At 40.5% G+C, this 25,929-nt stretch carries 25 protein-coding genes and 1 other RNA gene; 13 read left to right on the top strand and 13 right to left on the bottom strand.

Translation table 11 applies throughout. The features are described from left to right. The first annotated feature begins 47 nt into the window (after positions 1 to 47). Positions 48 to 500 carry a 3-oxoacyl-ACP synthase gene (locus tag VOI17_RS11595; protein WP_323757387.1) on the top strand — a complete coding sequence of 151 codons (453 nt, stop codon included), beginning with the start codon at positions 48 to 50 and terminating at the stop codon, positions 498 to 500. A 9-nt stretch (positions 501 to 509) separates the two neighbouring features. Here VOI17_RS11595 and VOI17_RS11590 read toward each other — a convergent pair whose 3' ends face one another. From VOI17_RS11590 to VOI17_RS11570, 5 genes are all read right to left on the bottom strand, one after another. After that, complete coding sequence (locus tag VOI17_RS11590) at positions 510 to 719, bottom strand: alkylphosphonate utilization protein (RefSeq protein ID WP_323757386.1); 210 nt, start codon at positions 717 to 719, stop codon at positions 510 to 512. Between the two features lie 65 nt (positions 720 to 784). Beyond that, positions 785 to 2,380 carry a M1 family metallopeptidase gene (locus VOI17_RS11585; protein WP_323757385.1) on the bottom strand — a complete coding sequence of 532 codons (1,596 nt, stop codon included), beginning with the start codon at positions 2,378 to 2,380 and terminating at the stop codon, positions 785 to 787. 113 nt (positions 2,381 to 2,493) lie between these two features. Then, the gene (locus tag VOI17_RS11580) at positions 2,494 to 3,708 is read right to left on the bottom strand and encodes a type IV pili methyl-accepting chemotaxis transducer N-terminal domain-containing protein (protein WP_323757384.1); all 1,215 of its coding nucleotides are present in this window, start codon (positions 3,706 to 3,708) and stop codon (positions 2,494 to 2,496) included. 230 nt (positions 3,709 to 3,938) lie between these two features. Then, entirely contained in the window at positions 3,939 to 4,391 is a 453-nt protein-coding gene (locus VOI17_RS11575; protein WP_323757383.1) for a DUF1569 domain-containing protein, read from the bottom strand. A gap of 24 nt (positions 4,392 to 4,415) precedes the next feature. Further along, positions 4,416 to 5,840: an amidohydrolase family protein gene (locus VOI17_RS11570; RefSeq protein ID WP_323757382.1), complete on the bottom strand. Its 1,425-nt coding sequence runs from the start codon at positions 5,838 to 5,840 to the stop codon at positions 4,416 to 4,418. Positions 5,841 to 5,932: 92 nt separating this feature from the next. Between VOI17_RS11570 and VOI17_RS11565 the strand changes: the two genes are divergently transcribed. Both VOI17_RS11565 and VOI17_RS11560 read left to right on the top strand, forming a co-directional pair. After that, positions 5,933 to 6,787, top strand: coding sequence for a sterol desaturase family protein (locus VOI17_RS11565; RefSeq protein WP_323757381.1), 855 nt, complete (start codon positions 5,933 to 5,935; stop codon positions 6,785 to 6,787). Continuing rightward, the gene (locus VOI17_RS11560; RefSeq protein WP_323757380.1) at positions 6,788 to 7,345 is read left to right on the top strand and encodes an MOSC domain-containing protein; all 558 of its coding nucleotides are present in this window, start codon (positions 6,788 to 6,790) and stop codon (positions 7,343 to 7,345) included. Here VOI17_RS11560 and VOI17_RS11555 read toward each other — a convergent pair. Beyond that, positions 7,269 to 7,580 carry a hypothetical protein gene (locus tag VOI17_RS11555; protein WP_323757379.1) on the bottom strand — a complete coding sequence of 104 codons (312 nt, stop codon included), beginning with the start codon at positions 7,578 to 7,580 and terminating at the stop codon, positions 7,269 to 7,271. The genes VOI17_RS11560 and VOI17_RS11555 overlap by 77 nt on opposite strands. A 183-nt stretch (positions 7,581 to 7,763) precedes the next feature. On the opposite strand from VOI17_RS11555, the gene ssrA reads away from it, so the two are divergent. The 4 genes from ssrA to VOI17_RS11535 all read left to right on the top strand — a co-directional run bounded on the left by ssrA (position 7,764) and on the right by VOI17_RS11535 (position 10,711). Then, positions 7,764 to 8,133, top strand: a transfer-messenger RNA (tmRNA) gene (gene ssrA, locus VOI17_RS11550). A gap of 291 nt (positions 8,134 to 8,424) precedes the next feature. Beyond that, positions 8,425 to 8,694, top strand: coding sequence for a GIY-YIG nuclease family protein (locus tag VOI17_RS11545; RefSeq protein WP_323757378.1), 270 nt, complete (start codon positions 8,425 to 8,427; stop codon positions 8,692 to 8,694). Between the two features lie 400 nt (positions 8,695 to 9,094). Beyond that, positions 9,095 to 9,343, top strand: coding sequence for a hypothetical protein (locus VOI17_RS11540; RefSeq protein ID WP_323757377.1), 249 nt, complete (start codon positions 9,095 to 9,097; stop codon positions 9,341 to 9,343). Positions 9,344 to 9,448: 105 nt separating this feature from the next. After that, entirely contained in the window at positions 9,449 to 10,711 is a 1,263-nt protein-coding gene (locus VOI17_RS11535; RefSeq protein ID WP_323757591.1) for a replication-associated recombination protein A, read from the top strand. 88 nt (positions 10,712 to 10,799) lie between these two features. Here the strand turns inward: VOI17_RS11535 and VOI17_RS11530 are convergent, their stop codons facing one another. The 3 genes from VOI17_RS11530 to VOI17_RS11520 are packed head-to-tail and all read right to left on the bottom strand — an operon-like array spanning position 10,800 to position 12,336. Next, positions 10,800 to 11,576, bottom strand: a complete 777-nt coding sequence (locus VOI17_RS11530; RefSeq protein WP_323757376.1) for an SGNH/GDSL hydrolase family protein — start codon at positions 11,574 to 11,576, stop codon at positions 10,800 to 10,802. A gap of 3 nt (positions 11,577 to 11,579) precedes the next feature. Continuing rightward, complete coding sequence (locus VOI17_RS11525; RefSeq protein ID WP_323757375.1) at positions 11,580 to 11,852, bottom strand: hypothetical protein; 273 nt, start codon at positions 11,850 to 11,852, stop codon at positions 11,580 to 11,582. Then, complete coding sequence (locus tag VOI17_RS11520; protein ID WP_323757374.1) at positions 11,824 to 12,336, bottom strand: DUF4494 domain-containing protein; 513 nt, start codon at positions 12,334 to 12,336, stop codon at positions 11,824 to 11,826. Before VOI17_RS11520 ends, VOI17_RS11525 begins: the two co-directional genes overlap by 29 nt. A 146-nt stretch (positions 12,337 to 12,482) precedes the next feature. Between VOI17_RS11520 and VOI17_RS11515 the strand changes: the two genes are divergently transcribed. Both VOI17_RS11515 and VOI17_RS11510 read left to right on the top strand, forming a co-directional pair. Continuing rightward, positions 12,483 to 13,679, top strand: coding sequence for a THUMP domain-containing class I SAM-dependent RNA methyltransferase (locus tag VOI17_RS11515; RefSeq protein ID WP_323757373.1), 1,197 nt, complete (start codon positions 12,483 to 12,485; stop codon positions 13,677 to 13,679). Then, entirely contained in the window at positions 13,680 to 15,866 is a 2,187-nt protein-coding gene (locus VOI17_RS11510; RefSeq protein ID WP_323757372.1) for a patatin-like phospholipase family protein, read from the top strand. 2 nt (positions 15,867 to 15,868) lie between these two features. Here VOI17_RS11510 and VOI17_RS11505 read toward each other — a convergent pair whose 3' ends face one another. Beyond that, positions 15,869 to 16,234, bottom strand: coding sequence for a transcriptional regulator (locus VOI17_RS11505; RefSeq protein WP_323757371.1), 366 nt, complete (start codon positions 16,232 to 16,234; stop codon positions 15,869 to 15,871). A gap of 3 nt (positions 16,235 to 16,237) precedes the next feature. Next, positions 16,238 to 16,534, bottom strand: a complete 297-nt coding sequence (locus tag VOI17_RS11500; RefSeq protein ID WP_323757370.1) for a type II toxin-antitoxin system HigB family toxin — start codon at positions 16,532 to 16,534, stop codon at positions 16,238 to 16,240. 163 nt (positions 16,535 to 16,697) lie between these two features. Here VOI17_RS11500 and VOI17_RS11495 point away from each other — a divergent pair, with 163 nt between their 5' ends. The 3 genes from VOI17_RS11495 to VOI17_RS11485 all read left to right on the top strand — a co-directional run bounded on the left by VOI17_RS11495 (position 16,698) and on the right by VOI17_RS11485 (position 23,238). Further along, positions 16,698 to 20,078: a methylmalonyl-CoA mutase family protein gene (locus tag VOI17_RS11495; protein WP_323757369.1), complete on the top strand. Its 3,381-nt coding sequence runs from the start codon at positions 16,698 to 16,700 to the stop codon at positions 20,076 to 20,078. 73 nt (positions 20,079 to 20,151) lie between these two features. Then, the gene (locus VOI17_RS11490; protein ID WP_323757368.1) at positions 20,152 to 22,560 is read left to right on the top strand and encodes a hypothetical protein; all 2,409 of its coding nucleotides are present in this window, start codon (positions 20,152 to 20,154) and stop codon (positions 22,558 to 22,560) included. 180 nt (positions 22,561 to 22,740) lie between these two features. After that, entirely contained in the window at positions 22,741 to 23,238 is a 498-nt protein-coding gene (locus tag VOI17_RS11485) for a hypothetical protein (protein ID WP_323757367.1), read from the top strand. A 100-nt stretch (positions 23,239 to 23,338) separates the two neighbouring features. Here VOI17_RS11485 and VOI17_RS11480 read toward each other — a convergent pair whose 3' ends face one another. Then, entirely contained in the window at positions 23,339 to 23,962 is a 624-nt protein-coding gene (locus VOI17_RS11480; RefSeq protein ID WP_323757366.1) for a hypothetical protein, read from the bottom strand. A gap of 232 nt (positions 23,963 to 24,194) precedes the next feature. On the opposite strand from VOI17_RS11480, the gene VOI17_RS11475 reads away from it, so the two are divergent. Continuing rightward, positions 24,195 to 24,743: an REP-associated tyrosine transposase gene (locus VOI17_RS11475; RefSeq protein WP_323757365.1), complete on the top strand. Its 549-nt coding sequence runs from the start codon at positions 24,195 to 24,197 to the stop codon at positions 24,741 to 24,743. Positions 24,744 to 24,822: 79 nt separating this feature from the next. Here the strand turns inward: VOI17_RS11475 and VOI17_RS11470 are convergent, their stop codons facing one another. Further along, complete coding sequence (locus tag VOI17_RS11470) at positions 24,823 to 25,719, bottom strand: hypothetical protein (RefSeq protein WP_323757364.1); 897 nt, start codon at positions 25,717 to 25,719, stop codon at positions 24,823 to 24,825. Positions 25,720 to 25,929: the final 210 nt, after the last annotated feature.

The raw sequence follows: 25,929 nt of genomic DNA, 5'->3' as shown, positions 1-25,929 counted from the left end.
AGCTGTCTTGATTTGTAAGCAAGGTTTTCTTGAACCAATTTGCGTAAATGTTGGAAACTAAAGCCAAACTTTATAATTCGTGTTTGAAACTCGTTGACGAGCGCGTCACTCATATAGAAGATGCCATGCGTAATGCACAGGCTTCGGCCAACGAAGAAACCAAGAGCAGTGCTGGCGATAAGTATGAAACAGGTCGTGCTATGATGCACTTGGAAAAGGAAAAATTAGCAACCCAGCTTTCTGAAGTTTCTAAAATGAAAATGGGCTTATCTCAAATCAATATTGAAAAGAAGAATTCACAAGTAGCGCTTGGCGCTTTGGCCATTACCGCAAGTGCTAAATATTTCATTTCAGTGTCTTTGGGGCAAATTAAGGTGGAAGGGGAAGCCTATTTCGCAATTTCTCCAGCTTCACCAATTGGTAGGGCCATGTTAGGAAAAAATAGAGGAGATTCATTTGAGTTCGGGGGAAAACATATCAATCTCATTGATGTATTGTGAAAATTAGGATTAAGCCTTCTTCAAAAACATTGTTTTTAAAACAATTTGGCTTTTACCCACTCGGCATTCCACTTCATCAGGGCTACCTGTTAGTCGAATGCCTTTGATTAAATTACCTCTTTTCAAGGTATTGTTCATTCCTTTTACCTTTAAATCTTTGGTTACGTGAACTGAATCACCGTCTTCAAGAATGTTGCCGTTGCTGTCTTTCGTTTCCATGTGTTATTGAATAAGTCGCAAAGATAATGTTTTTAATGAGTAGCGCTTTTTCAATTTCTTAAACTCTACTTTTCTTTGAGTTTAGCTTCAAACAAGAGCCATGCGTCTGGATCAAGAATTATTCTGACAGGTTTGCTATCTAACTTGGGTGTCCATTTTTGATTTTTTGAGTTGACGAGTATGGTCTTTCGTTCCGTTTTTCCATCTGCATAAACCAACTCAATTTCTAAATCGAAAGTAAAGTTCTCTTTTTGGGTTTGATTGAGTTCCAGATTCAATTGGCCTTTGGAATAACTCCATGTGACATCAATTTCTGGTTGTCCGGCCTGATATACCCATTGTTGGAAAAAGACATCGAAGTCTTTGCCAGACACAGATTCAAATACATCTTTCAAGTCGTCTGATAAGGCATTGGAGAGGGTGTATTTGTTGTAGTATTGGCGAGTTGCTTCCCAGAATATTTCATCACCCACTTCTTTTCTAAGCATATGCAACACCCAACCACCTTTCTGATAAGTGTTGGCATTTAGAATCTTCATATAATTTTCTACAGAAGTATCTACAATGGGCACGCGGTTCTTTTTGCTGAAGGCGATTACCTGATCTCGGTTTCCTAAAACGGTTTCCCAGGCTTTGGCTCTGCCGTATTTTTGTTCCATATATACAATGGTAAAATAGGTGGCAAAACCTTCGCTTAGCCAGGCGTGGTGCCAGTTGCCTTCCGAGGCGGAGTTACCAAACCATTGGTGTGCAATTTCATGTGCGAGTAAACCTTCTACATTGCGAGTACCCGTAACAGAGTTTTCCGAGTAGAAAATATTACCCGCATTCTCCATGCCTCCAAACTGGGTTTTAGACTGAACGTTGGCCAATTTGGCAAAGGGGTAATCACCCACATGGTTGATAAACCAATCCAAAATTGGGGCCGCTGGAGCATAATCGTAAAAGCCTTTTTCTCTGTCTTGAGGGTAAATCCAACTAGATACGGTGGCGCCATAAACATTGGCTACGTTCTGAATGGCAAAACGCGCCACTCCAATCACCATTACTTTGGTCGGAAGCTCAACTTCTGTTTTCCAGCGCGTAAGCGTGGTTTTATCATTAATATTGGTGCTTTCCACCAAAAGCCCATTGCCCACTACTTGATAGTGGCTCGGTGCGGTTACTACCCATTCCACAGTGGCTTTGTCCGAAGGATGGTCTACGATGGGTAACCAATGTTGACCACGGTCGGGATAATTATCTCCGAAGAAAGTACGGTCGCCATATTTGTTTTTTGAAATGATAAGACCAGTCTCCGGGATTCCTTCATAAGCAATTGTGAAAGTTTGGCTTTGCCCCGCTTTGCCTGCATAATTGATGTTCAATTTATTTCCAGAATGCTCAAAGGGTACTTTTTTGTCGTTGGCCATTAAGGCAATTACGGTCATGCCTTTGCCGCTTGGTTTTGTTTTAACCAGGTCTAAATCAAACTGTTGAAGATCTTTCTTGAACTTCACTGTCACCAAAGCAACTCCATTGATTTTATCAGATTCATCCGTCAATTGAATTTCAAACCTGTAATGCTGGATGTCGATGGAATTGAAACGCTCATAATGTTTTTGCGCAAAGGCAAGGTTGCCAAAAAGTACAAAGACCAATAAAAAAAGGAACTTTTTCATAGTGTCAAATTTGATTGAATCTAGTGAAAAGAGCGTTGAAGTAAAACTAGAAGGGAAAATACTTACTCACTAGGGTTAATTATTACAATATGATTACTTATAAAACAGGGGCGCTAGCTTTCCTGCTTTTCTACTGTATTGTTGGTGATTCTTTCCACAATTTCATCTAATTGCTGTGCCGATTGTGAGAGAAATTCCAAGTACTCATCCTTTCTTTCTTGATCAGCTTCCTTGTCCGACTTTAACAGATCTAGAAAAATTAAAATATTGGCCAATGGCCGCCTTGTTTCATGCGACTGCTCCCATGCAATCTGTTTTAGCTTTCTGTTCTGTTCGGCCAAACGCTCATTTTGTGCTTTGATTTTCTTCTCTGCTTCTTTGCGTCTGTCGATATTGGTGGAACTAAACGTAACTCCAATAAGCTCATCACTTTTTCCGTAGGCAGGTAAATAACTGACTTCAAACCACTGAGTGGTTTTATTAAAATTGGTTTCTATTTGATGAGATGCGCTTTGGCCTGAAAGCGCCATGGTTGCATTTTTTTTAAATACCTCCTTTTCTATATCAATGAGGTATTCCCAAATTTCATTACCTTCTTTTAACTCTTTATGGAGAAGTAATTTGCTATTCTTCTGGGCTTTTTTGTTAAAGGAAAGGATCTGGAAATCAGTGCCGATAAGGATGTGGCTATTATTTGTACTGTCCATAATCGCCCTCAATTTATTTTCTGAAGTGGAAAGTCGCTCAACTGTTTTCGAGAATTTTTTTTCAATGGGGAGATAAATATAGATGACTTCTAGGGAAAGGATAATGATGGACAAAACGGCCAAGATGATTTCTACAAGTACAATAAACCTAAGTTTTCTGTCAGATGATAACTCTAGGCTCTTTACTGCTAAATCCATTCTATTGAGAAATGTTTCTTGGTTTTTATCGATGGTATTAATGTCTATATCGCTGGGGTAAGAGGCTTTATCAAGCAGGATTGAAATGTACTCTACATTCTCATTGAGCTGGGCTAAAAGGTTTCTGGCCACCTCATCATCTACCGCATTAATTTCGATTGCTGCATCACCATTTAACAATGCATAATGAATTTGACGCCATTCGTCATTGTATTTTTTTACTTGATCAAGAGTACTTTGTCCTTCTTTAAATTGATGGAACTCTATACTGACCTTTTGACTCAACATCCTTTGACGTCCTGAAAGGTTGATGATTCGAGAGTCTTGGTTCTTTTTATGTAACCAGTATTGAATGAAACTTTGATTTACTGCAATGACAGCAACTGCCAATAGAATTCCGAAGATGTATTTTTTTCTTTGCATTTAAATTTATGAATACCCCAATTAGGATAACAGGAGGTAGCTGCGTTGGGCGGTTCGTATTAATGAACCCATAAAAATATTCAAATCCAGTCAATAAGTTACTATTGAAAATAAATTAGTATAATAATGTTACATGGTTAGATAGGTCTTGTACAAAATAGCCCCAAAGTAAAGAGGGGCTAAGTTAAGTTTGTCGGTGGGGTATAGAAAACCAATGACTGGTGAATAGATCAGACGCCAAATTGTGTCAAATGATGGTCTAAATGTTTATAAAACATATTGTTCCATTCGCTGATGCTTAGGCGTCCAAAAGAGAGTGATTCCTTATTGTCGAAATGAGTTTCTCCAAGTTCTTGTGTCTTTGTGAGGTAGTCAATCAGCCTTCTTTTCTCTGTTTCGAAGTCTTTGTCTGTCGTCATTAAAAAAGCGGGGGCGGTTCTTAAATTCTTCTTGTAAGGTTTTTCGCCAGTTACCATTCCCTTTACAAAAAGCTTCAACATTAACTTCATAAGGCCTTTAGGCTTTTCATGTGTGCCATCATAAACCATTTCGTAGGTAACACTACAATGTGCTAGCATTTGCCCCACATTCATTTTACCCCAAAGCGGTTGGCTATCCAGTGTCAGTTTATTGATTCGGTCAATGACCTCTTGAGTTACCTCTGGCTTAAAAATATTCTTCATGGTTGTCTATATAAAAATTGAAATCTAATACATGCCTACTTTGCCGTTCATTGATTTGAAAATGGCAGGGGAGTTAAATCCTACACCATCTTTAAAAACAATTTCCATTTTTCGGATATTACTTATGTCTGCTTCTAAGTCACCATTGATGATGACGATGTCTGCTTGTTTTCCTACCTCTAATGAACCCACTTTATCAGCACGTTCTAAGAATTTGGCGCCATCCAAAGTCGATATTTTTATAGCTTCCGTCAGAGAAAAACCCGCCTCAATAAAAAGCTCGATCATGCGCTGATTGGCGTAACCAGCAATGGTTCTACCGGCTCCAGTAGGATCGGTTCCTGCCAAAAGTTTTCCGCCCATTTCATAAAACATTTTCTCCCAAGCCATTTGCTTTTGAAAATCAAGAACGGCCGTTTCATCTCTTCCTTGCTGACGCTTATGGCTAGTCTCTAGGCTTTCACGAATTTCAGGACTCATGGCTTCTAAACCACCACCTAAAACTACTTCTCTATCGGTATAAGGTTCAAAAACGGTAAGTGTAGATGTTACGGCCACATCTTTCTCGATCAGAAATTCCATTAGCTCTTTCATCTCCGGAGCGTCTACTGGCAAGGCGCGTAAAGCTTGGCCGCGTTTAAAAGCAGGGCAGAAGTCATCTACTTTGTCGCCCACAAAATCGGAGCTTTGGAAGAAACCATGCTCAAGGTTGTCGATGCCAATTTCTGCTGCTTCGCGGTAAGTGACAGAGCAGATATGGCCCGTTACTTTTTTGCCTTTGGCGTGGGCAGCGTTCACTACGCTTTTGAGGTCTTCTTTGGTAATGTTCTGGTAAACCTTAAAGGAGTTGATGCCTCGGTCTGACCAATAGTTCACCATTTCAGCAGCTTCGTCTGAACTTTCAATCACACCCACTTCAGGTACTGATGTGCCTTCTCTTTCAATAAATGGACTTGTTAAGTCCATTTTCGGCCCTAACATTCTGCCTTGTTCAATCCATTTTCTAATGTTTAAATCGGTCTGTGGCTCAATGCTTCCTGCCGTGCGAATGGTAGTTACTCCTCCGGCCAAATACAGACGCGGAAACGTAAACGTCATTTGCGAAACGCTAAAAATTCCATCGAAAGGTTTCGGGTAAAAAATGTGTTCGTGCAACATGACCATTCCGGGCATTATCGTTTTGCCAGTGCAGTCAATCATCTTCGCGCCAGCAGGAACGGTTACTTCACCCGTATTTCCCATGGCGGTGATAATTCCATTTTGGAAAATCAAAGTTTGATTCGTTTTGATGTCTGCTCCAGTGCCGTCAATGGTTTTAGCATGGGTAAGGGCAACAATATCTTCCTGCACAGCCACATAAGGGCGAACGGCCCTTGAGAATTCTTGGGCAAATGATAATTTTATAGCAAGAAAGAAAAGCGTGGAGGCAAGGAGGTTTCTTAAGTTCATAGTCGCTGGTTAATATTTGAAAGTTAAAGAATTATGCTTTCTAAATTAAGCTCGAACGTTGCATATATTAGGCAAGCAGAATAAATTGTAAGATGGAAAGTTTGGTAAATTTCTTTGATAATATCCCCACAGAGTTTCGGGCGGGGATTTTAATTGGTGGAGTGGTGGTTTTTTGGATTGTCGAAGGCACGCTTCCGCTCTTTGCTTTCCAGTATAAAAAAGTGCGACACGCAGGGCTCAACCTATTTTTCACCTTAACCACAGCCATTATTGGTTTTGGTTTGGCGGGGGTACTTTTAGCCGCTTCAGATCTGGTCGCCAATAATCAATTTGGACTTCTTTATATTATAGATCTACCACTTTGGGGGCAATTGATTGTGGGGGTATTGCTGCTCGATTTTATTGGCGCTTACCTGGTGCATTATACCGAACATAAGGTAAAATGGATGTGGAAATTTCATTTGGTACATCATAGCGATACCACAGTGGATGTGACTACGGGTTTGCGCCATCATCCAGGAGAAACCATTTTCAGAATTGTATTTACTATTCTTGCCGTAATTATTGTGGGTGCGCCCATGTGGCTTATTATGGTATACCAAAGTCTTTCAGTGCTTTTTGCTCATATCACGCACGCAAATATCAGCATACCAAAATCAGTAGATAGAGCGCTTTCTTGGCTATTTGTTACGCCATTAATGCATAAGGTACATCATCATTATACGCAACCCTTAACGGATACCAATTATGGAAATATCTTTTCAATTTGGGATCGAATTTTTGGCACTTTTGCTCAAGTGGAAGACACTAAATCATTGGTGTATGGCATCGACACCCACATGGATCCCAAAGAAAATGACAATATGGTGAATCTGCTCAAAATTCCTTTTCAGCCTTATCGGGTTCCTGAAGAAGCACAAGCTCAAAACCTTGTTCCGAAGAAATAGATGAAGCTTTCACTAGAACAAAAAACAATTCCTTATTTAACCACTCAGTTTGCACAGGCTGGCAAGGTGGTTTTTATTTCCATTCGACCAGAAAGAGGAGAACTGCCTCAAGCTGTGCAAGAAGTTAATGCTATTGAAGGAATAGGTTTAGCAGGAGATCATTATGCCTCGAAAGGAGGGAAGCGGCAAGTGACGCTGATTCAAGCTGAACATATTAAGGCTGTGGCTTCTATGATTGGCCAAACTGAAATTGATCCTTTATTATTGAGAAGGAATATTGTTGTGGAGGGGATTAATCTTCAATCCTTAAAAGGGAAGAAGTTCCGAATTGGTAATGCGGTATTGGAACACACAGGCGATTGTCACCCTTGTTCCAGAATGGAAGAAAACTTGGGGAATGGCGGCTATAACGCCATGCGAGGGCACGGAGGAATAACCGCCAGAATCTTAATCAGTGGTCTGATTTCTTTGGGTGATGCGCTTAGTCCAATGGAGCAGCCTCAGGAATCTCCCTCACCAACTCCACATTCTGCGACTGATCAGGCCCTCCAGCCATAATTAAGGTGCCTCTTGTGCCATCATTGGCTTCAATCACAAAAATTTCTTCCTCATCACCTGGGTTGGTCATGCCATCAAAACGATAAGTATTAACAATTTTGAGTTGGTAAGGGGTATATTCTTTCTTGCTGGCTGTCGCCACAATATTTTTCTCATTGGCAACAAATTGCTCCTTAAAGCCTTTTTCACTCAATTCTGCCAATACCTGCGAAAGTGTTCTATCGTTAGTTTCCATAATTCATTTTTTAAATTTGTTCTTACATAACCTTTTAAGGGGCGTAGGGTTTTAAAGAATAGAGATAAGTGCGGTTTTGAAACTTTCTAGCAACATTCTTTTGTTGAAGATGTTTAGAAGCTGTAGAAAAGACCGTACTTTCGCAGACTAAACAGGAAGGCAAACGGCCTTTCTTTATTATATGGGGCCGACTGGAATTGACAGTAGGTGTAATTCAAGTGTAAGCATGCAGGGAGTTGTGAGTATTTCCCTTAAATAAAACTTTCACATTTATAATTGGCGAAAGACAATTTGCCCTTGCTGCCTAATTAAGAATTAGTAGCAATGTGTCTCTCTCACCCTCTGTTCTGCCGGGTGGGAAATCGAGGCATCACACGCAGAACTGGCCGTTTCTAGGTGTCGTGATAGAAGCGGTAAGATCAATTGCGAATAAGGTGTAGATTAGGTTGGTTGCTGACCTTGCTACACTCGAAAAATAATCAGCGAATAAGCATGTAGAAGGCGCTTCGTGTTCCTTATCTGGACGAGGGTTCGAACCCCTCCGGCTCCACCTTCGCCCGCTGAAGCCTTGTGCGTAAGCGGGCTTTTTTTTATCCACCGAAGCCTTGGCGTAGGTGGATTACCTCAGTACTTGCGGGCGTAGGTGGAGAAACTCCACCACTGAGTCCACCGTAGCTTTAGCGAAGGTGGACTGTTGATTATAGCTCTTGCTTGGCGTAGGTGGGCTGTTCTTCGTCCACCATAGCTCTTTAGAGTGAAGGTGGGCTCCTTCCAATATCTAAATTCACTTTTTCAGTGTAAATAATCTACGAAATTTTTATCTTGAACGATAAGAATTTCATTTATGCACACCGTTTACATCCTCAAGTGTTCTGATGGGTCACATTATGTAGGCTGTACTGGTAACCTTGAAGAAAGATTAAAAAGGCACAATAATGGAGAAGTGAGTTACACGAAATCAAGATTACCTTTTGAGGTGGTGCTCACCATCAATTTTCCTGAGAAATATAAGGCCTTTGCTTTCGAGAAGTATTTGAAGTCTGGCAGCGGCAGAGCTTTTATGTACAAAAGGTTTATTGGAAATAATGTTCAAAGCCTCTCCCCAAATGAATAATTAATCGCCTTCAGCCTGTCTTGATAAAAAGCATAGTAGCGGCTTTTGTTTTTGTCCAAAAGAAAACTACAATCTACTACTTAATAGTGCGATATAATACACTATTCAGTAGTAAAGCATAGTGTGAGATGTGATTGTCATGCGATAAGTGCATTTTAATGCACTATTGAATAATGAGGATTTAGCCATTGCCGATTACTTTAAACCTGGTTTATGCAATAGAGATCGTTATGAGGGCGTAAATCGCAAAGAATCAGGAAGTTTGGCTTTGAAAGCATAGCATCGCTATGGTGAAAAGACAAATGAAGGGTAGCGACTGATTCAAAGTGAGTTACGTCCGTAATAGATAGTCTATTGCATTATCCGGGTTAAACCAATTCCTCTTCAGTATCTTTGCCTTATGCGTTGCTCCTCAGGTAAAATTCAATACGATTCTCAGCACTTGGCCGAAGATGCCCTGATCGATCAGCATATTTATAAGGGCTTTGCGGAGCATCAAGGGCCACAGAATGTGTATGAATGTCGTGACTGCGGTTACTGGCATATGACCTCCAAAAATGCGGAACGCTTACCTCGCCTTCAAGAAATGATCGACTCTGGCGAACTCAAAAGAAAGCAGAACGCTAGCCAGTGGGAGCGGAGGTTCTAATTCCTTTCTTCAATTTTGGATTTTACAAGGCTGAAAATTGTTGCACAAATTTGGAGAGTTATCTCTGTTCTTCTCACTTAACCTTCCTAATTTCGTTGCATGGAAATGTCTCAAAAACCCCTTGCCGAACGCATTCGTCCCCAAACCTTAGATGATCTGATTGGTCAAGAACATTTGGTTGGGAAAAACGGGGTTTTGCGTAGGGCCATTGAGTCGGGCGGAATTCCATCCATGATTCTTTGGGGGCCTCCGGGCGTGGGTAAAACCACCATTGCCAATATTATTGCGAATACCGTAAGGGCCCCGTTTATATCCCTGAGTGCGATAAGTGCAGGTGTAAAAGAAATAAGAGAGGTAATTCAACGAGCAAAATTTCAATCGAATACCATTCTTTTTATTGATGAAATTCATCGTTTTAATAAGTCGCAGCAAGATGCCCTTTTGGGTGCAGTGGAAAAGGGAGATGTTACCTTAATCGGTGCTACCACAGAAAACCCTTCTTTCGAAGTCAATTCGGCACTTTTGTCGCGATCGCAGGTGTACACGCTCAAAGGTCTTTCTACAGAAGACTTACTTCGTTTGGTGGAAAGTGCCATTCTGAAGGATAAAATTTTAAGTCAGAAAACCATCCATTTAAAGGAAACCCAAGCGCTGTTTAGTATTTCGGGGGGAGATGCCAGAAAGCTGCTGAATTTACTCGATTTGGTGGTGGAGAACCTTGGTGGCCAAGAAGTAGAAATCACGGACGATAAAGTGATTGACATTGCGCAACAGCGGGTGGCCATTTATGATAAGTCGGGCGAACAGCATTACGATATCATTTCCGCTTTCATCAAATCTATTCGCGGCAGCGACCCCAATGCAGCGGTGTATTATTTAGCAAGAATGATTGAGGGAGGTGAAGACATCAAGTTCATTGCCCGCAGGTTGGTCATATTGGCTTCCGAAGATATTGGGAACGCAAACCCCACTGCTTTGGTCATAGCTACTACAGCATTTCAGGCCGTGAGTATGATCGGTTATCCTGAAGGAAGAATCGTTTTGTCGCAGTGCGTTACTTATTTGGCGGCTTCCGCTAAAAGTAATGCCGCCTACATGGCCATTAACCAAGCCCAGGCTTTGGTGCGTCAAACAGGCGATTTACAAGTGCCATTGCCCATCCGGAATGCGCCAACTAAATTGATGAAGGAAGAGGGTTATGGCAAAGGCTACAAATACTCGCATGACTTCCCCGGTAACTTTGTCAACCAAGAATTTTTACCTGCGGAAATCAAAGGAACCAAACTCTACGATCCGGGTAAAAACCCACGCGAAGAAGAAATGCGCAAGCGTCTGCAAGCCATGTGGAAAGAAAAGTATGGGTATTAAAATAGTATTGAGAACCTAGATATCAGACCTAAGTATCCTCCATTTATGAACATTAACTTTGGGGGGTATTCAGAGTATTAAGAAGAACCTAATCCTTGATTAGCGAGTGCTGAACCACATAATTAGCGGTTTCCTTTGCCCAAACTTGATAGGTCAGTTTGGAAGGGTGAACACCATCACTAAAGAAATCTGAGCTGTTCGTAGAAGGATCTATTTTATCGATCCAATTTTCAAAACTGATTTTTTGGGCATCGTAAAAAACATTTTCATGTTTGGCGATGGTTTGCTCAAGCCTTTCTCCCAGCATTTCAACCAAGTTTCCCATAGAAAACTTAATCAGGCTGGTAAAAGCAGGGAAGAGCTTAATCGGGGGCATGTTGGTGAAAAGAATCGGAGTGTTTCCAAACTTTTTCCTCAAAGCGATAATCAAAGCATCAATATCTTTCCCCCATTGTTTGGGGCTGTTGAAAGTAAATGAATCGTTTGCGCCAAGCCCTATCACCAAAAGATCGGCTTCAGGTTCTTTGATGCGAGGGATCAGCTTTTTGGTTACATGTTTGGCGGTATAACCGCTTTTTGCATAGACTTTCCAGCTGATATTTGTGCCGAGTTTGTCAGCTAGGCTATTGGCCAAAGTTCCTGTAAAACCTTCCTGATGTGTGGACACGCCAACACCGGCAATGGTGCTTTCGCCTAGGGTGATAATCTTAAGTGCTTTGGAAGATGGGAAAGATGATGTAGTCCCTTCGGTACCTTTGGCTTCGGGCAAAGAAGGTACGCTGGCGCGAATTCTTTTGCCTTGAAAGTACATAATTGGTAACAGAGGAATGGTAATCATTGCACCAAAAATGTACTTGCTGTTCATGTTTTACCCTCTACATTCTGAAATGGCCTTCTCTAAAATACCGAGTACTTTGTCTTTATTCATGCCAATCATAGAGGCAGGAAAACCCACTTCGAGATTAGAAATGCTCAGACTTTCTTCGGCTTCAGAATAATCGAAGTCGAGTGATATTCCGTTTTTAGACAGGTAACCACTGATGCCTTGAAGCTCAATGCCCTGACTTTTCAACTTAGCCCTTAGGCACTCGAATGCAGCGGAATTTACTTGATCAAATTTCTTCATCTTCTTCGTCTTCATCTTCTGCTGTGCCTTGAACTTCAGCAATAGGCTTAAAACCTTCTGGTACTTTCTGTTCTGCCGAATGATGGAAAATTTCTAAAACTGGCGATTCCTTCACTTCAGGAATAGTGAAAGTAACCAACATATTATTTAAGCTTTCGCGAATACGTTCGTAAGCCTGCTTTACATCGCTGGCGGTCACCATCATGAGGTTTGCAATCTTCTTTTCCTTACCAGAATCTGCATCGGCTGCCATGTATACCACTTTGCAATTAAAGAAAGTGTCGGCATCTGGGTATTCAAAAACATCGGTAACTCTGCTTTTTGCAATACCAGTTACTTGAAATTCACCCATTACACGCTGGCCAATCTCTTCGTAGATTTTGGCTTCGGCTTCGGTAAAAGAAAGGGCATCGGCCAAATACGTTTCGCTCACACTTTTGGTGCGACCTTGTTCGTCTTCCTTCATATATTTCACCTTACAGGTAAACCAAGTTTTCATAGTTCCATTCTTTAAATGAGGGGTCAAAAATACAATTGATATTGATGAAAACAGTAGAGATTTGAAATTTCTATCGAAGAAACTTACCTGAGGTTTACCGTTGATTTATAAGTTTTATATCAGCTATCTTCTCGAAGTCGGATATTTTGTTAAAAATTTCGGTACTTCACGCCAATATGAGTTTAGTATTCCCTTACCCCAGTCAAATTGTTGTCACTTGTTTTCCAAGACAAAGTCCTTGGCTTGCTCAAGAAATTGAAGCCTTAGGCTTTAAAGTGGAAAGTCAGGGCCTTACGGAAGTAGAAGTCAACGGCTTTATGGACGATTGTTTAAAGCTCAATATGTTTTTGCGAACTGCGGGACGGGTGCTTTTTCAAATTAAAAGATTCAGGGCCGTCAATGCGGATGAATTGTATAAAGAGTTATCCAAGATTCCGTGGGAAGACTATTTCGATATAGATGATTATTTTTCGATCACCTCTTACGTGCGTAACGATACCATTACCGATGATCGTTTTGCCAACCTAAGAGCAAAGGATGCAATTGCCGACCGATTCGTAAAGAAAACAGGCAAACGCCCCGATTCAGGTTCAGATAGAGATGGCACTGTCATTCATTTATACTGGAGGGACGAAAAAGTACGAGTTTACTTTGATACTTCTGGCGAAACCATTGCGAAACATGGCTACAGAAAAATACCAGGTAAAGCCCCAATGATTGAATCTTTGGCGGCCTCGGCCATCATTGCCAGTAATTGGAACAAAAAAAGCACATTCGTAAATCCAATGTGCGGAAGTGGTACGTTGGCCATTGAAGCAGCCTTGATAGCGACCAACACTGCTCCAGGTTTGTTTCGTGAAAACTTCGGTTTTATGCACATTAATGGATATAGTGAAGAATCATGGCAAGGCTATATACGCCTAGCACAGCTGCAGCGAAAAAGCAAGCTCGATTTTAGAATTATCGCATCGGACATCAACGGTGGAGCGATTACTTCTGCAAAAATGAATGCTAGAACCGCAGGTGTTTATCACTTGATCGATTTCCAGGTTTGTGATTTTAGAGAAACGGAAATTCCTGAGGAAACTGGTGTGGTCATGTTCAATCCAGAATACGGTGAACGACTAGGGGCCGATAAAGACTTGGAAGAAATCTATTCTGCTATTGGCGATTTTTTTAAACAGCAGTGCAAAGGATATATGGGCTATGTGTTTACTGGGAATTTGGACTTGGCCAAAACAATTGGTTTACGTGCCAAAAGAAGGGTTGAATTTTATAACGCGAAAATCGATTCTCGCTTGTTGGAGTATGAGTTATATTCAGGAACCCGTAGAGAGAAGTAATTGAAAATATTAAAGAAAATATGGTCCAGTTTTCCTGTGCAACTCCTTGTTGTACATGTCAAATACAACCAATTTTTATTGGTGTACTGGTTTATTTTGTTTTCGGTAGTAGGAGGAAGTTTTGGGGAGAATTTAGGGATCCCGTACTTGTTTTTAGACCCTGTTTATTTGGATGAAGTTTCTATTTGGGGCTTTATCATCATGGGGATTGCCGTAGCCGGTTTTGGCATGGCCTTTAATATTACCAGCTATATTCTAGATGGCTTTAGGTTTCCTTTTTTGGGCACTTTGCCCAAGCCATTGGCCCATTTTTGCATCAATAACTCGTTAATTCCTTTTAGCTTTTTGGTGTTCTATGTGATCAAAATCATTCAATTTCAACAAGACGCAGGAGAAGGAGCTAGCCAAGAAACTGCTATTAAGGTAGCAGGAGTGTTGTTGGGCTGTATTGCCTTCTTATTCTTTTTGTTTGCCTATTTCTTTAAAACCAATAGAGATATTTTTAAAGTGTTGGGCATTAACCAACAGCTCAAACTAAAACGCACCAACAGCCAAAAGCTAAAGGCTTTTAGAAAACTTCAGTCTTTAAAAAGGAGTAGGGTGAAGGTGGATTATTACTTGAGTCTTACTTTCAAAGTTTACTCTACCAGACGTTTCGAAGAGTACTATGACCGAATGGCGATTTTGAGGGTTTTTCTTCAGAATCAGCGAAACGCGATTATTATCGAGTCATTGGTGCTCGTGATTATTTTTAGCTTAGGGCTTTTTCAAGACGTAGCCATCTTTCAAATTCCTGCAGCTGCCTCTGGTACTTTATTACTCACCATGATTGTAATGCTGACAGGTGCTTTAAGCTTCTGGTTTAGGTCATGGATTATCAGTGGAATAGTGGGCGTGTTCATTCTACTGAATATGGTTTTTGCTACAGATTTTCTTACTTATCAATATCCAGCTTATGGACTGAATTACGAAAGTACTCCGGCTGAATATAAGTTAGAAAACCTTCAAGAATATACCTCAGAAGAAAATGTGGAGGCCTCTAAAGAATATATGCTAGCGGTGCTTGAAAACTGGAAGGCGAAGTTCATGGAAGATAAGCCCAAAATGGTTTTGATTACCGTAAGTGGCGGGGGGCAACGTTCTGCGTTATGGACGACCAATGTCATGCAGAAGGCAGATTCTGTTTTTAAAGGTGATTTAATGAACAGCACCTTTATGATTACAGGCGCATCTGGAGGCTTATTTGGAGCAGCTTTTTATCGTGAGTTGGCTTGGAAGAATTTAGAACCACAAGCCCATGAGCATTTAGCTGATATTAGTAAGGACGTACTCAATCCAGTTATTTTCACCCTGCTTGTAAACGATCTGTTTGTGAAATTTAGGAGCTTTGAATATGGTGGGTTTAGGTATAAAAAAGAAAGAGGCTATGAGTTTGAACAAAGGCTAAAGTCTAACCTTCATGGCTTATTGGATAACCCTATTTCGACCTATAGGGCGCCAGAGTTCAATGCGGAAATCCCACTATTAATTGTGGGTTCAACCATTACCAACGATGGAAGAAAACTCTATATTTCTCCTCATCCTACAGCCTTTTTTAATACCGGTGCAGACAGAGACCATTCAAAAATTCAAGGAGTAGATTTTAATTTGCTTTTAGCACAGCATCAGCCTGATAGCTTAAGGTTCTTAACGGCCTTACGAATGAGTGCTACTTTTCCGTATTTCTCACCTTCCATTTCATTACCTACTAAACCTAGAATGAGTATTGCTGATGCAGGAATTTCAGACAATTATGGAATTTCAGATGCCACCACATTTCTACATGTTTTTAAAGACTGGATCAAGGAGAATACTTCGGAAGTGGTGATGATTACCATTCGGGATTCGAGCAAAGAGCCACCAGTGGAGGCTGATCATTCTAAGAACTTAATTCAGAAGTTTATTTCACCTATTCAAGGTGCGGTTAAAAGCTGGGACCAAATTCAGACGATTAAAAACGAGCAGCGCTATGATATGATTTCATCTGATTATGGAAGCCATTTAAGGCGCGTTGAATTTGAATATCAAAATCAGAAATCGAACCGAGCTTCTTTGAGTTGGCGATTAACAGACCGTGAAATTCAGAATATTCTCGATGGCATTAAAGACGACATCAACCAAAAGGCATTGAAGGAATTAGGGAAGTAAGGCTATTTGGTAAGTTGATAATCCTTGACCAAAATATTTGCGGATAGGTTTAATCTACTCGTAAGGTTGCGAATCATTTCAACCGTTAACTTCCTTTTCTTATTCAGAATTTCTGAGACACGATTTTTTCCACCAATCTCAGAGATCAGGTCTTTTTGTTTGAGTTGCATTTCCTCCATTCTTATCTTAATGGCCTCAATAGGGTCTGGCGTTTCGATAGGATAATGCTTTTGTTCATAATCATCGATGAGTAAAACAAGCAAATCTGCTTCGTCACTTTCTGCACTGCCTATTGGAGCGTCAAAAATTGCTTCCAATTGGTTTAAGGCTTTCTGATACTGCTCCTCGGTTTTTATAATTCCTGTCATAACTTAAATCGTATTGGCATCTATTTTATCGTATTCAGAATGCGTTCCTATAAAACGAATGAATGCCCATTCTTTCTCAAAGTTGAATTTCACCACTAACCGAAAAGCATTTCCTTTAATATTAAAAACCACTCTGCTTTCCTTCAGAATACTAGCATTGGCATAAGTAGATTTTATGTCACTTGGAGATTTCCATTGACTGCTCATGGCTGTGTCATACCAAGTTTTGAGGTATTGTTCTGCCTCATTATGCTTTTCCCAGAACGATCTAAGGGTGCTTTTAGCTATAATTCGTTTCATGAATACATTCAAAGATATGCAATAGTTCCATATATGGGAACTTTTAGATTGAGTTTTTTATTTATACCGTTGGTTTTTCTGACCGCTACTTCCTCCTAACAACTGTTAGGAAACTCACTGCTTTTGCTTAAATTCGCAATCCAATAGCTTAGAACACCATTTTATGCAAGAAGTAGCACCATACAAACCCAAAAATAAAGTAAGATTAGTCACAGCCGCCTCGCTTTTCGATGGTCACGATGCTGCCATAAACATTATGCGGAGAATCATCCAGGCTACTGGCTGTGAAGTGATTCATTTGGGACATGATAGAAGTGTAGAAGAAGTGGTGAATACCGCCATTCAAGAAGATGCGCAAGCCATTGCAATGACCTCTTACCAAGGTGGACACGTGGAGTATTTCAAATACATGCGTGACTTGCTGATGGAAAAAGGCGCTGGTCACATCAAGATTTTTGGAGGTGGGGGCGGTGTAATTCTGCCAGAAGAAATTAAAGAATTAATGGATTATGGCATTACCCGAATTTATGCACCAGATGATGGGCGTAAAATGGGTTTGCAAGGCATGATCAACGACATGGTGCAGCAGTGCGATTTTCCTACGGGAGAAAACTTGACTGATGAAATAGATCACATTGTTGAGAAAAACACAAAGGCGATTGCGCGATTGATTTCTGCTGCGGAAAACTTCCCTGAAGAGTCAAAAGGTGAAATGGACAAGGTGCATGCCATGGCCGATAAGGTAGAGACTCCAATTCTTGGAATTACTGGAACTGGTGGCTCTGGAAAATCATCATTGGTGGATGAGTTGGTGCGCAGGTTCTTGATGGACTTTGAAGATAAAACTATCGCCATTGTATCGGTTGACCCTTCGAAAAGAAAAACGGGTGGAGCACTTTTGGGAGATAGAATTCGAATGAATTCGATTAACAATTCTCGCGTTTACATGCGCTCATTGGCTACTCGTCAATCGAATTTGGCGCTTTCAAAGCACGTTCGCGAAGCGGTTCAAATCTTAAAAGCCGCTCAATATGACCTCATTATTTTAGAAACTTCTGGTATTGGTCAATCCGATACTGAAATATTAGACCACTCAGATGTATCGCTTTATGTGATGACGCCAGAGTATGGTGCGGCAACACAATTAGAGAAAATCGACATGCTCGATTTTGCCGATGTAATTGCCCTCAATAAATTCGATAAGCGCGGAGCACTAGATGCGCTGCGTGATGTTAAAAAACAATTCCAACGTAACCACGGATTATGGTCGGCCAAGGTAGATGACATGCCTGTGCATGGAACCATCGCCTCACAGTTCAACGATCCAGGAATGAACTCACTTTACCGTGTAATTATGGATAAAGTGGTAGAGAAAACGGGTGCTAAATTGGAATCCGTTTTTGAGATTACCAATGAGATGTCTGAGAAGATCTTCGTGATTCCTCCAAGCAGAACTCGTTACCTTTCTGAGATTTCTGAATCAAATCGTTCATACGATGACTGGGCTTTAAATCAAGCCGATGTAGCGGATAAACTTTACGGTTTACACACCTCAATGGCTACGCTCAAGAATTCAACGATTGCCGATCGTGACCGATTGATTAAAGGTTTACAGGAAACCTACGAGCAAGTAAAGCTTGATTTGGATCCAAGAAACTGGATCTTAATTGAAGAGTGGGAAGCCAAAAAGAAAACCTATACTGATCCAGTTTACTCTTTCAAGGTTCGTGATAAAGAGATAAAAATACAGACACATACTGAGTCGCTTTCTCACACGCAAGTGCCGAAAGTATCTTTACCAAAATTCAGAAGTTGGGGCGATATTTTAAGATGGTCATTGCAAGAAAATGTGCCAGGTGAATTCCCTTATACTGCTGGAATCTATCCTTTTAAAAGAGAGGGCGAAGACCCAACCCGTATGTTTGCAGGTGAAGGCGGGCCAGAAAGAACCAACAGACGTTTCCATTATGTGAGCTTAGGAATGCCAGCCGCTCGTCTGTCTACGGCTTTCGATTCGGTAACACTTTACGGAAACGACCCGGGTTACAGACCCGATATTCATGGTAAAATTGGTAACTCTGGCGTAAGTATTTGCTGTCTAGACGATGCGAAGAAATTATATTCTGGCTTCAATTTGTCATCGCCAACTACTTCGGTTTCAATGACCATCAACGGCCCTGCGCCAATGTTGCTTGGTTTCTTTATGAATGCCGCCATCGATCAGCAGTGTGAAGTGTACATCAAAGAGAATGGCTTAGAAGCTGAAATTGAAGAGAAAATCAAAGCGATTTACAAGAAGAAAGGTGTAACGCGTCCACAATACCAAGGTGAGCTTCCAGAAGGAAATGACGGCTTGGGACTGATGCTTCTGGGTGTTACCGGTGATCAGGTTTTACCAGCGGATGTCTACCAAGAAATTAAGGCTAGGACGCTTTCAGTAGTGCGTGGCACGGTTCAGGCCGATATTCTAAAAGAAGACCAAGCACAAAACACTTGTATTTTCTCTACTGAATTTGCCCTTCGCTTGATGGGTGATGTGCAGCAATATTTCATCGACAAGAATGTCAGGAACTTCTATTCTGTATCTATTTCAGGTTATCATATTGCCGAGGCAGGCGCCAACCCAATTTCACAATTGGCCTTTACTTTGGCGAATGGCTTTACTTACGTAGAATACTACTTAAGCCGAGGAATGGACATTGATAAGTTCGGGCCGAACCTTTCTTTCTTTTTCTCGAATGGGATTGATCCTGAATATGCGGTGATTGGCCGTGTAGCCAGAAGAATTTGGGCGAAGGCCATGAAGCAGAAGTATGGAGCAAATGCCAGAGCGCAAATGCTGAAATACCATATTCAAACTTCGGGTCGTTCGTTGCACGCGCAAGAGATTGACTTCAACGATATCAGAACTACGTTACAAGCTTTGTATGCTATTTACGACAACTGTAACTCTTTGCATACCAATGCTTATGACGAGGCCATTACTACTCCAACAGAAGAGTCGGTACGTAGGGCCATGGCCATTCAGTTGATCATCAATAAAGAATTAGGTTTAGCGACTAACGAAAATCCGCTGCAAGGTTCCTTCATTATTGAAGAACTGACCGAGTTGGTGGAAGAAGCTGTATTGCTTGAATTCGATAGAATTACGGAACGTGGTGGAGTGCTTGGTGCCATGGAAACCATGTATCAACGAAGTAAAATTCAAGAAGAATCACTTTACTATGAGACCTTGAAGCATACGGGTGAATTTCCGATTATTGGAGTAAATACCTTCTTAAGCTCAAAAGGCTCACCAACTGTTTTACCGAAAGAGGTGATACGTGCAACCCCTGAAGAGAAAGAATACCAGATTAAAATGCTGGAACAACTTCAAAAAGGAAATGCAGAGAAAGCTGAAGAGTTGATCAAGAAAATTCAGGCTGCTGCGGTTCAGAATCAGAATATTTTCGAAGAATTGATGGAAGCCAGCAAGTATTGTTCACTCGGTCAAATCACTTCTGCATTGTTCGAAGTAGGCGGGCAGTACCGAAGGAATATGTAATTTTGGTCGTATTATTAGACACCTGTCAGGTTTTTAAAACCCGACAGGTGTCTATTTATTTAATATGTGAATATTGAAAAAGCTCATCGGTCTCTTTTTTGTTGTTGTTGGGCTTCAAACTTCCCAGGTGGGCCATTTGGCTGCACAAAATCCTTCGAATGAACAGTCCATTTACCTTCAACTCAATAAATCGGTTTTCGAATTGGGGGAAGACCTGTGGTTCAGTGCCACGGTTTTAAATTCGCAAAGCCTACTACCTTCTAGTCGCGACACTTCCTTATTTGTAGAGCTGAGAAGTAAGGCCGAAAACGAAATTGTTTTCAAGGAGATATTTGAAATCAGCAATGGTTTTTCAGAAGGTCATATTTTCCTTGCCGACACGCTGAAACAAGGAGAGTATAGCCTTTTTGCCTTTACTAGGAACTCCTTTTCTGATGAGGTGAAAAAGACCAAAAGCATACTACTTAAATCAAGAATAACGCCTTCCATATTGGTAGATGTGAATTTTGATAATGCATTAACGGCCGAGCTAAATACATTGTCACCAAAAATCAAGGTGGTGAGGAAATCTGGCGAATTGGTAGCGAAGGCCAAAATTAATGCCGAAATATGGAGTGAAAACAAACGCCTAGCTCGAGTTAAAACCACTACTGATAGTTTGGGGGTTGCTATACCAAGCTTCAATAAACTAAAGACATTCGAAAACCTAATTTTAAAGATTGATGTGGATTCCAATTTGGGCGAGGAACAATTTGAACTTCCTGTGGCCCTGCCTACAAATACACAACGGATCCAATTCAATCTAATGCCAGAAGGAGGGAGTCTTGTTCAAGGAATTTCTACTCAAATTGCCTTTAAGGCGGTTCAAAAGAACGGAACGCCCATAGAGATTGATTCTGCCGTTGTCATTGATGAAAAGGGAAAGGTGATTACTTCTTTTAAATCTCGCCATAATGGAATGGGGAGTTTTTACGTTCTACCGCTGCCCTCAAAGCAATACTCAGTTTCCATCATTTCTCCCAAAATCGACTCTCTTTATAGTTTTCCTAAAGTATTTGATGCCGGATTCGTATTGAACCTGTCCAAACAAACGGAAGATGATCTTCTTTTTGCAGTTAAGAAAAGCGAGGGCTTTGAAGGAGACTCACTGACATTCGCTATAGAACAACGAGGGATACTCTATTATGAATCGAAGATGATTATTTCGGGTGAGGGGATGCCTTTAAAAGTACCGACTGCGTCCTTACCTAGGGGGATTATCAAAGTGAGCCTTTCCAATAGCAGTGGGCAAAAGCTGGCGGAGCGGTTGGTTTTCGTGAACAATCAAAAAAGACTGAACATCGTCTACGAACTGAATAAGACCAATTATACTACAAAGGAAAGGATTGATCTTAAACTAAAAGTGACTGATGGTCAGGGAGATCCTGTTCAAACGGTAATTGGGATGTCGGTGGTGGATGAGGTTTTTAAATCCGTTTTTGATGAAGATAATATCGTTTCCCATTTCTTTTTATCGAATGAAATCAAAGGTCGGGTTCATCATCCGAAAAGCTATTTTTCTGGTGAATCAAAAACTGATAGAGATAACTTGGATCTATTAATGCTCACGCAAGGCTGGCGTTCTTATAGATGGCCGAGAATCCTGGTAGAAAGTTTAACCGATTCAGACTTAAAAGTGTCGGTGAAAATTAACCCAAACTCGGTTTCTAAAAAAGTACTCAAAGCGCTCGATCAACAAAAGATACAAGTGGTTTCTATGTTTGGCGCTTCAGTTTTGAGTACCGACAAAAATGGAGAATTGCTAATAACGGACAATATGTTGTATTGGTCCAGAGGAGGGAAGATGTTCTTTAAGACGGATGAGGTTGAAGGAGCACTTTTGAATTTCCATACACCCTTTGATGCCACCGTTAAATGGAGTTGGGATAAGCTTGACCAACAAAAGAGAATCTTTGCCTCAACGAAAAACTGGAATATTCTTCCTCAAGTAGAGAATGATGTAAGAAGGTTAGACGATTTTGTAGTCGAATCACATCAAGACGAATATGGTGTTGCTCATGGGAATGCTCGGAATATTATTGAAGGCAGGAACACAGACTATGTTTGCACATTCGACATTCTCAACTGCCGTAACCATTCGTTTGGTAGAGAGCCGAGGGACGGTGAAAGACTCTATATAAACGGGGTTCTCAAAACCTATAGAGCACCTAAAGAAGCCAACACTACCACTTATTTTAATGGTTATTACGAAGTGCCCGAAGTCTACGAACCCGATTATGATAAAGTACCAGAAGACAGGGTTTTTACCGATTTCCGAAATTCATTGATTTGGAGGCCGAGTATTCTGACCAATGAAAATGGCGAAGCCGAGGTCTCATTTTTTACTTCAGATATTCGATCTATTTTTAATGTTCATATAGACGCTTATGGCGACAATGGTCAAATGGGAGCGCTCAAGTTCGATATTAAAGTGTTGAAGTGAGCATGCAAAACTGTCGCAGGCTCTCCGATTTATCTGCCTTTGGCAGAACCTGTAACTTACTATGATCAGTAGGACTCCGTCAGTAATCTGAGTGCTACAGATTTATCGAATTGAATGAGCACAGCATAGATTTATTTCTATGGTTATGTTTTTGACAGGTGAATGTTTATTTTTCTAGCCATGTCAAGCCTCCGAATCAGACCACGGTTTAAAACCACAGTAAAAGGAACTACCAATGATTGCGTCAATGAGATCAAAGAAGCCATTGATCAAAATCAAGAATTCATAGGGCTTGTCTCTGAGCAATATTGTGTGATAAAGATTTGCCTTGAAGAAAGGCACTATTGGTCACCACAGCTTACGCTCACGTTTGAAGTGCAGGCAGAGGGAGGTCTTGAAATTCGAGGACTATACGGGCCAAAGCCAAGCGTTTGGGCTGTTTTCTTTATGTCCTATGCTGCGCTTGGTGTACTTTCTTTATTCGTTGGGGTCTTTGGGCTATCTCAGCTTATGCTTGAAAAGGAAGCACCTATTTTATGGGCTATTCCGATTATGGCTGCCATTGGAATAGGCTTATATCTAGTGGCCCAAGCGGGCCAAAAGGTAGGTGCCGAGCAGATGTTTCGGATTCATCATTTTTATGAGCAAGTCATAAAACACAGAGTAACTTTGGAATAAAGAAACTTCTGTCGCAGGTTCTCCGATTTATCTGCCTTTGGCAGAACCTGTGACTCGCTATGATCAGTAGGACTCTGTCCGTTTAATATTAAAGTAGAATCTAAATATACTGGACCTTAATAGGCGATGTTCCTTCCACCATTTGATTGATTTTAGGCTGAATGAACCAAACACCAACCGGGTAAAACCAGATCATAAAAAACTCTCCTGCAAAATCACTGAAGCTGACTTCTCTTTGCAATTCAATAGTTTTATAAGTTTTCGCTACAAAGTATAGTGAGTAGAAAATGCCAAAAATGGAAAGGAAATGAAGTGGTAGCAAGACCGCAAGTAAGCCAAAAGGAAAGATGGAGTAAAAGTCAGTGTTGGCCTCAAGATCAGTGAATCCAAAGAAGGCCATAAAAACCAACAGGGAAAGAATATAGATGAAAGGAATGAAGAAAAACACCTTGAATTTCTTAACCTTCATTTTAACGGTAGCAGGAACTTTTGACTGTAAACCGATAGCAATGGACCAGAACCAACCAAAGAGCATACACATCACTAGAAATACAACACCAGGAAGTATAACCATAAAACTTTTCAACGTAGTATCATCTAAGTCATTCGTTGTAGTAGCATAACTAAATAAGAGGGCGAACATGATTATGTAGCCTGAGATCGGAAGCCCAATAAGGATTGAGAATAATTGCCAATGCTTTGCTTTGAGAAAAAGGTTAGTCATTTTCTTGAAGTTTAGTGCTTTAATTAAAACAATATAGTTAATATTATAATTAAAATAAACATATTGTAGAAATGTGTGATTACACAAATTGTCGCAGGTTCTCCGATTTATCTGCCTTTGCTACTGTCGCAGGTTCTCCGAACCTGTGACTTACTATGAGCTTTAGGACTCTGTCCGCATAACACCAGCAAAAAACGATAAGTATGCCAAGCCTTAATTAGTATATTTAATTATGAGTACGGCCTATCGGTTTTCTGAAAATGACATCCCTCACTTCGTAACTATGACTGTTGTGGAATGGGTAGACTTATTCAATCGCCAGCGCTACAAGGATATTATAGTCGAAAACCTGAATTTTTGCATCAAGAATAAAGGTTTGATTGTCCATGCATATGTCATTATGTCGAACCATGTTCACTTGATTGTTAGAACAGGAAATGGCGAGAACCTTTCTTCAGTAATAAGAGACTTTAAGAGATATTCTGCCAAAGTGATTTATGAGATGTTGAAGCAAGATCAGCGGGAAAGCAGAAAAGACTGGCTGCTATGGATCATAGAAAGTCAGGGAGAAATGAGTAGTTCGAACACTCATTCCAAAATTTGGAGGCATGAGAACCATCCAATTCCGTTGGATAGAAATAACATGTTTGAAGAAAGGCTAAATTATATTCACCTCAATCCAATTAGAGCGGGAATCTGCTTCACACCAGAAGACTATGTTTATTCGAGTGCGGGAGCTTATGCTGGAGAAATAGGTTTGGCGAATGTAGAGTTAGTTTGACCGGGACAGAGTCCCTTTTTAATAAGTCGTCACTGGTCCTGCCAAAGGCAGATAAATCGGAGAACCTGCGATAGGAGCGTTACCGCCAAAGACTTTTGCTTTTAATCAGTGAGTCAAGTTTTATATCATCTCCAGTTTGACCTTTCAAAATGTTGTAGACATTATTCAAGTTTACAGAGTCATTCCAGTATTGATAGTATAGGTACTTTAAATAGAGGCTTTGGTCATGCTCAAATTCAGTTTCTAATACTTCCCCATAAGTACTGTCGGAAACCCCTAAAGCAAGATTCAGCTTCATTAAACTTAGCCCATTTCCAACCCAATGGGTTTCAGGTATTTCATAGAGGTAATATAGCGCGCTTAATGTGTCTCTTTTTCTAAGTTCATCGTTTGAACTCCTCATGGCCAAATTTGCCATCCTTCTTTCTTCTGAAAACATATCGTATCGAGAATTGAGATTGATAATGTTTTTAACAGTCTGACTGTACCATATGCCACTTTTAAGATCAAAAAGATCGCATAAGTAAGGCTTGTCATTAATTATCTCAACTTGGTATTTGATGAAGTTATAGCTGTCATCAAAAATGGAAAGGAAGGTAATTTCAGAGTGAACGTCAAAATGTTCAATCTTAGAAACATATATCTTACCGTTCTTTAAATTCACATGATTCACCAGTGAAATATTGTTGAATTTGATCTCGTCCTTTATCTCCTTGTCAAAAATATAATTGAATACATTTCTCTGAACATTGTTGAGGTTTTTCACTCTTTTTGCAAAAGCCTCGTTACTCCATGAGCTTCTGATTAGTACGTGATCATAATCGTTAATACTCTTAGTCAACTGTTGAGCATATTGCTCTATAGTCTTTTTATTTTCAAGCGTCAACTCAGTGTGACTTGCTGGCTTATTCGTTGAGCAGCCAATTAATAATAAAATGGTAACTAAATAGAGACCTCTGAACATTAATATTCTCATTTCTGAATTTCAATTTGAGAAATGGTTTTTATAAATGATACGATTTGATACGAAAATATACGGTTATGATACGATTTTCTGTTGTCTTGAATCTCAACTGTCGCAGGTTCTCCGATTTATCTGCCTTTGGCAGGACCTGTGACTTACTATGATTTCTAGGACTCTGTCCGTATTACACTGTAAAAGCTATGCTCAGAACCGTGCTTTTTA

Origin of the sequence: Roseivirga sp. (assembly GCF_034669765.1) — a bacterium.
Taxonomy (GTDB): Bacteria; Bacteroidota; Bacteroidia; order Cytophagales; family Cyclobacteriaceae; genus Roseivirga.
This window is presented reverse-complemented; position numbering and strand designations above follow the sequence as displayed.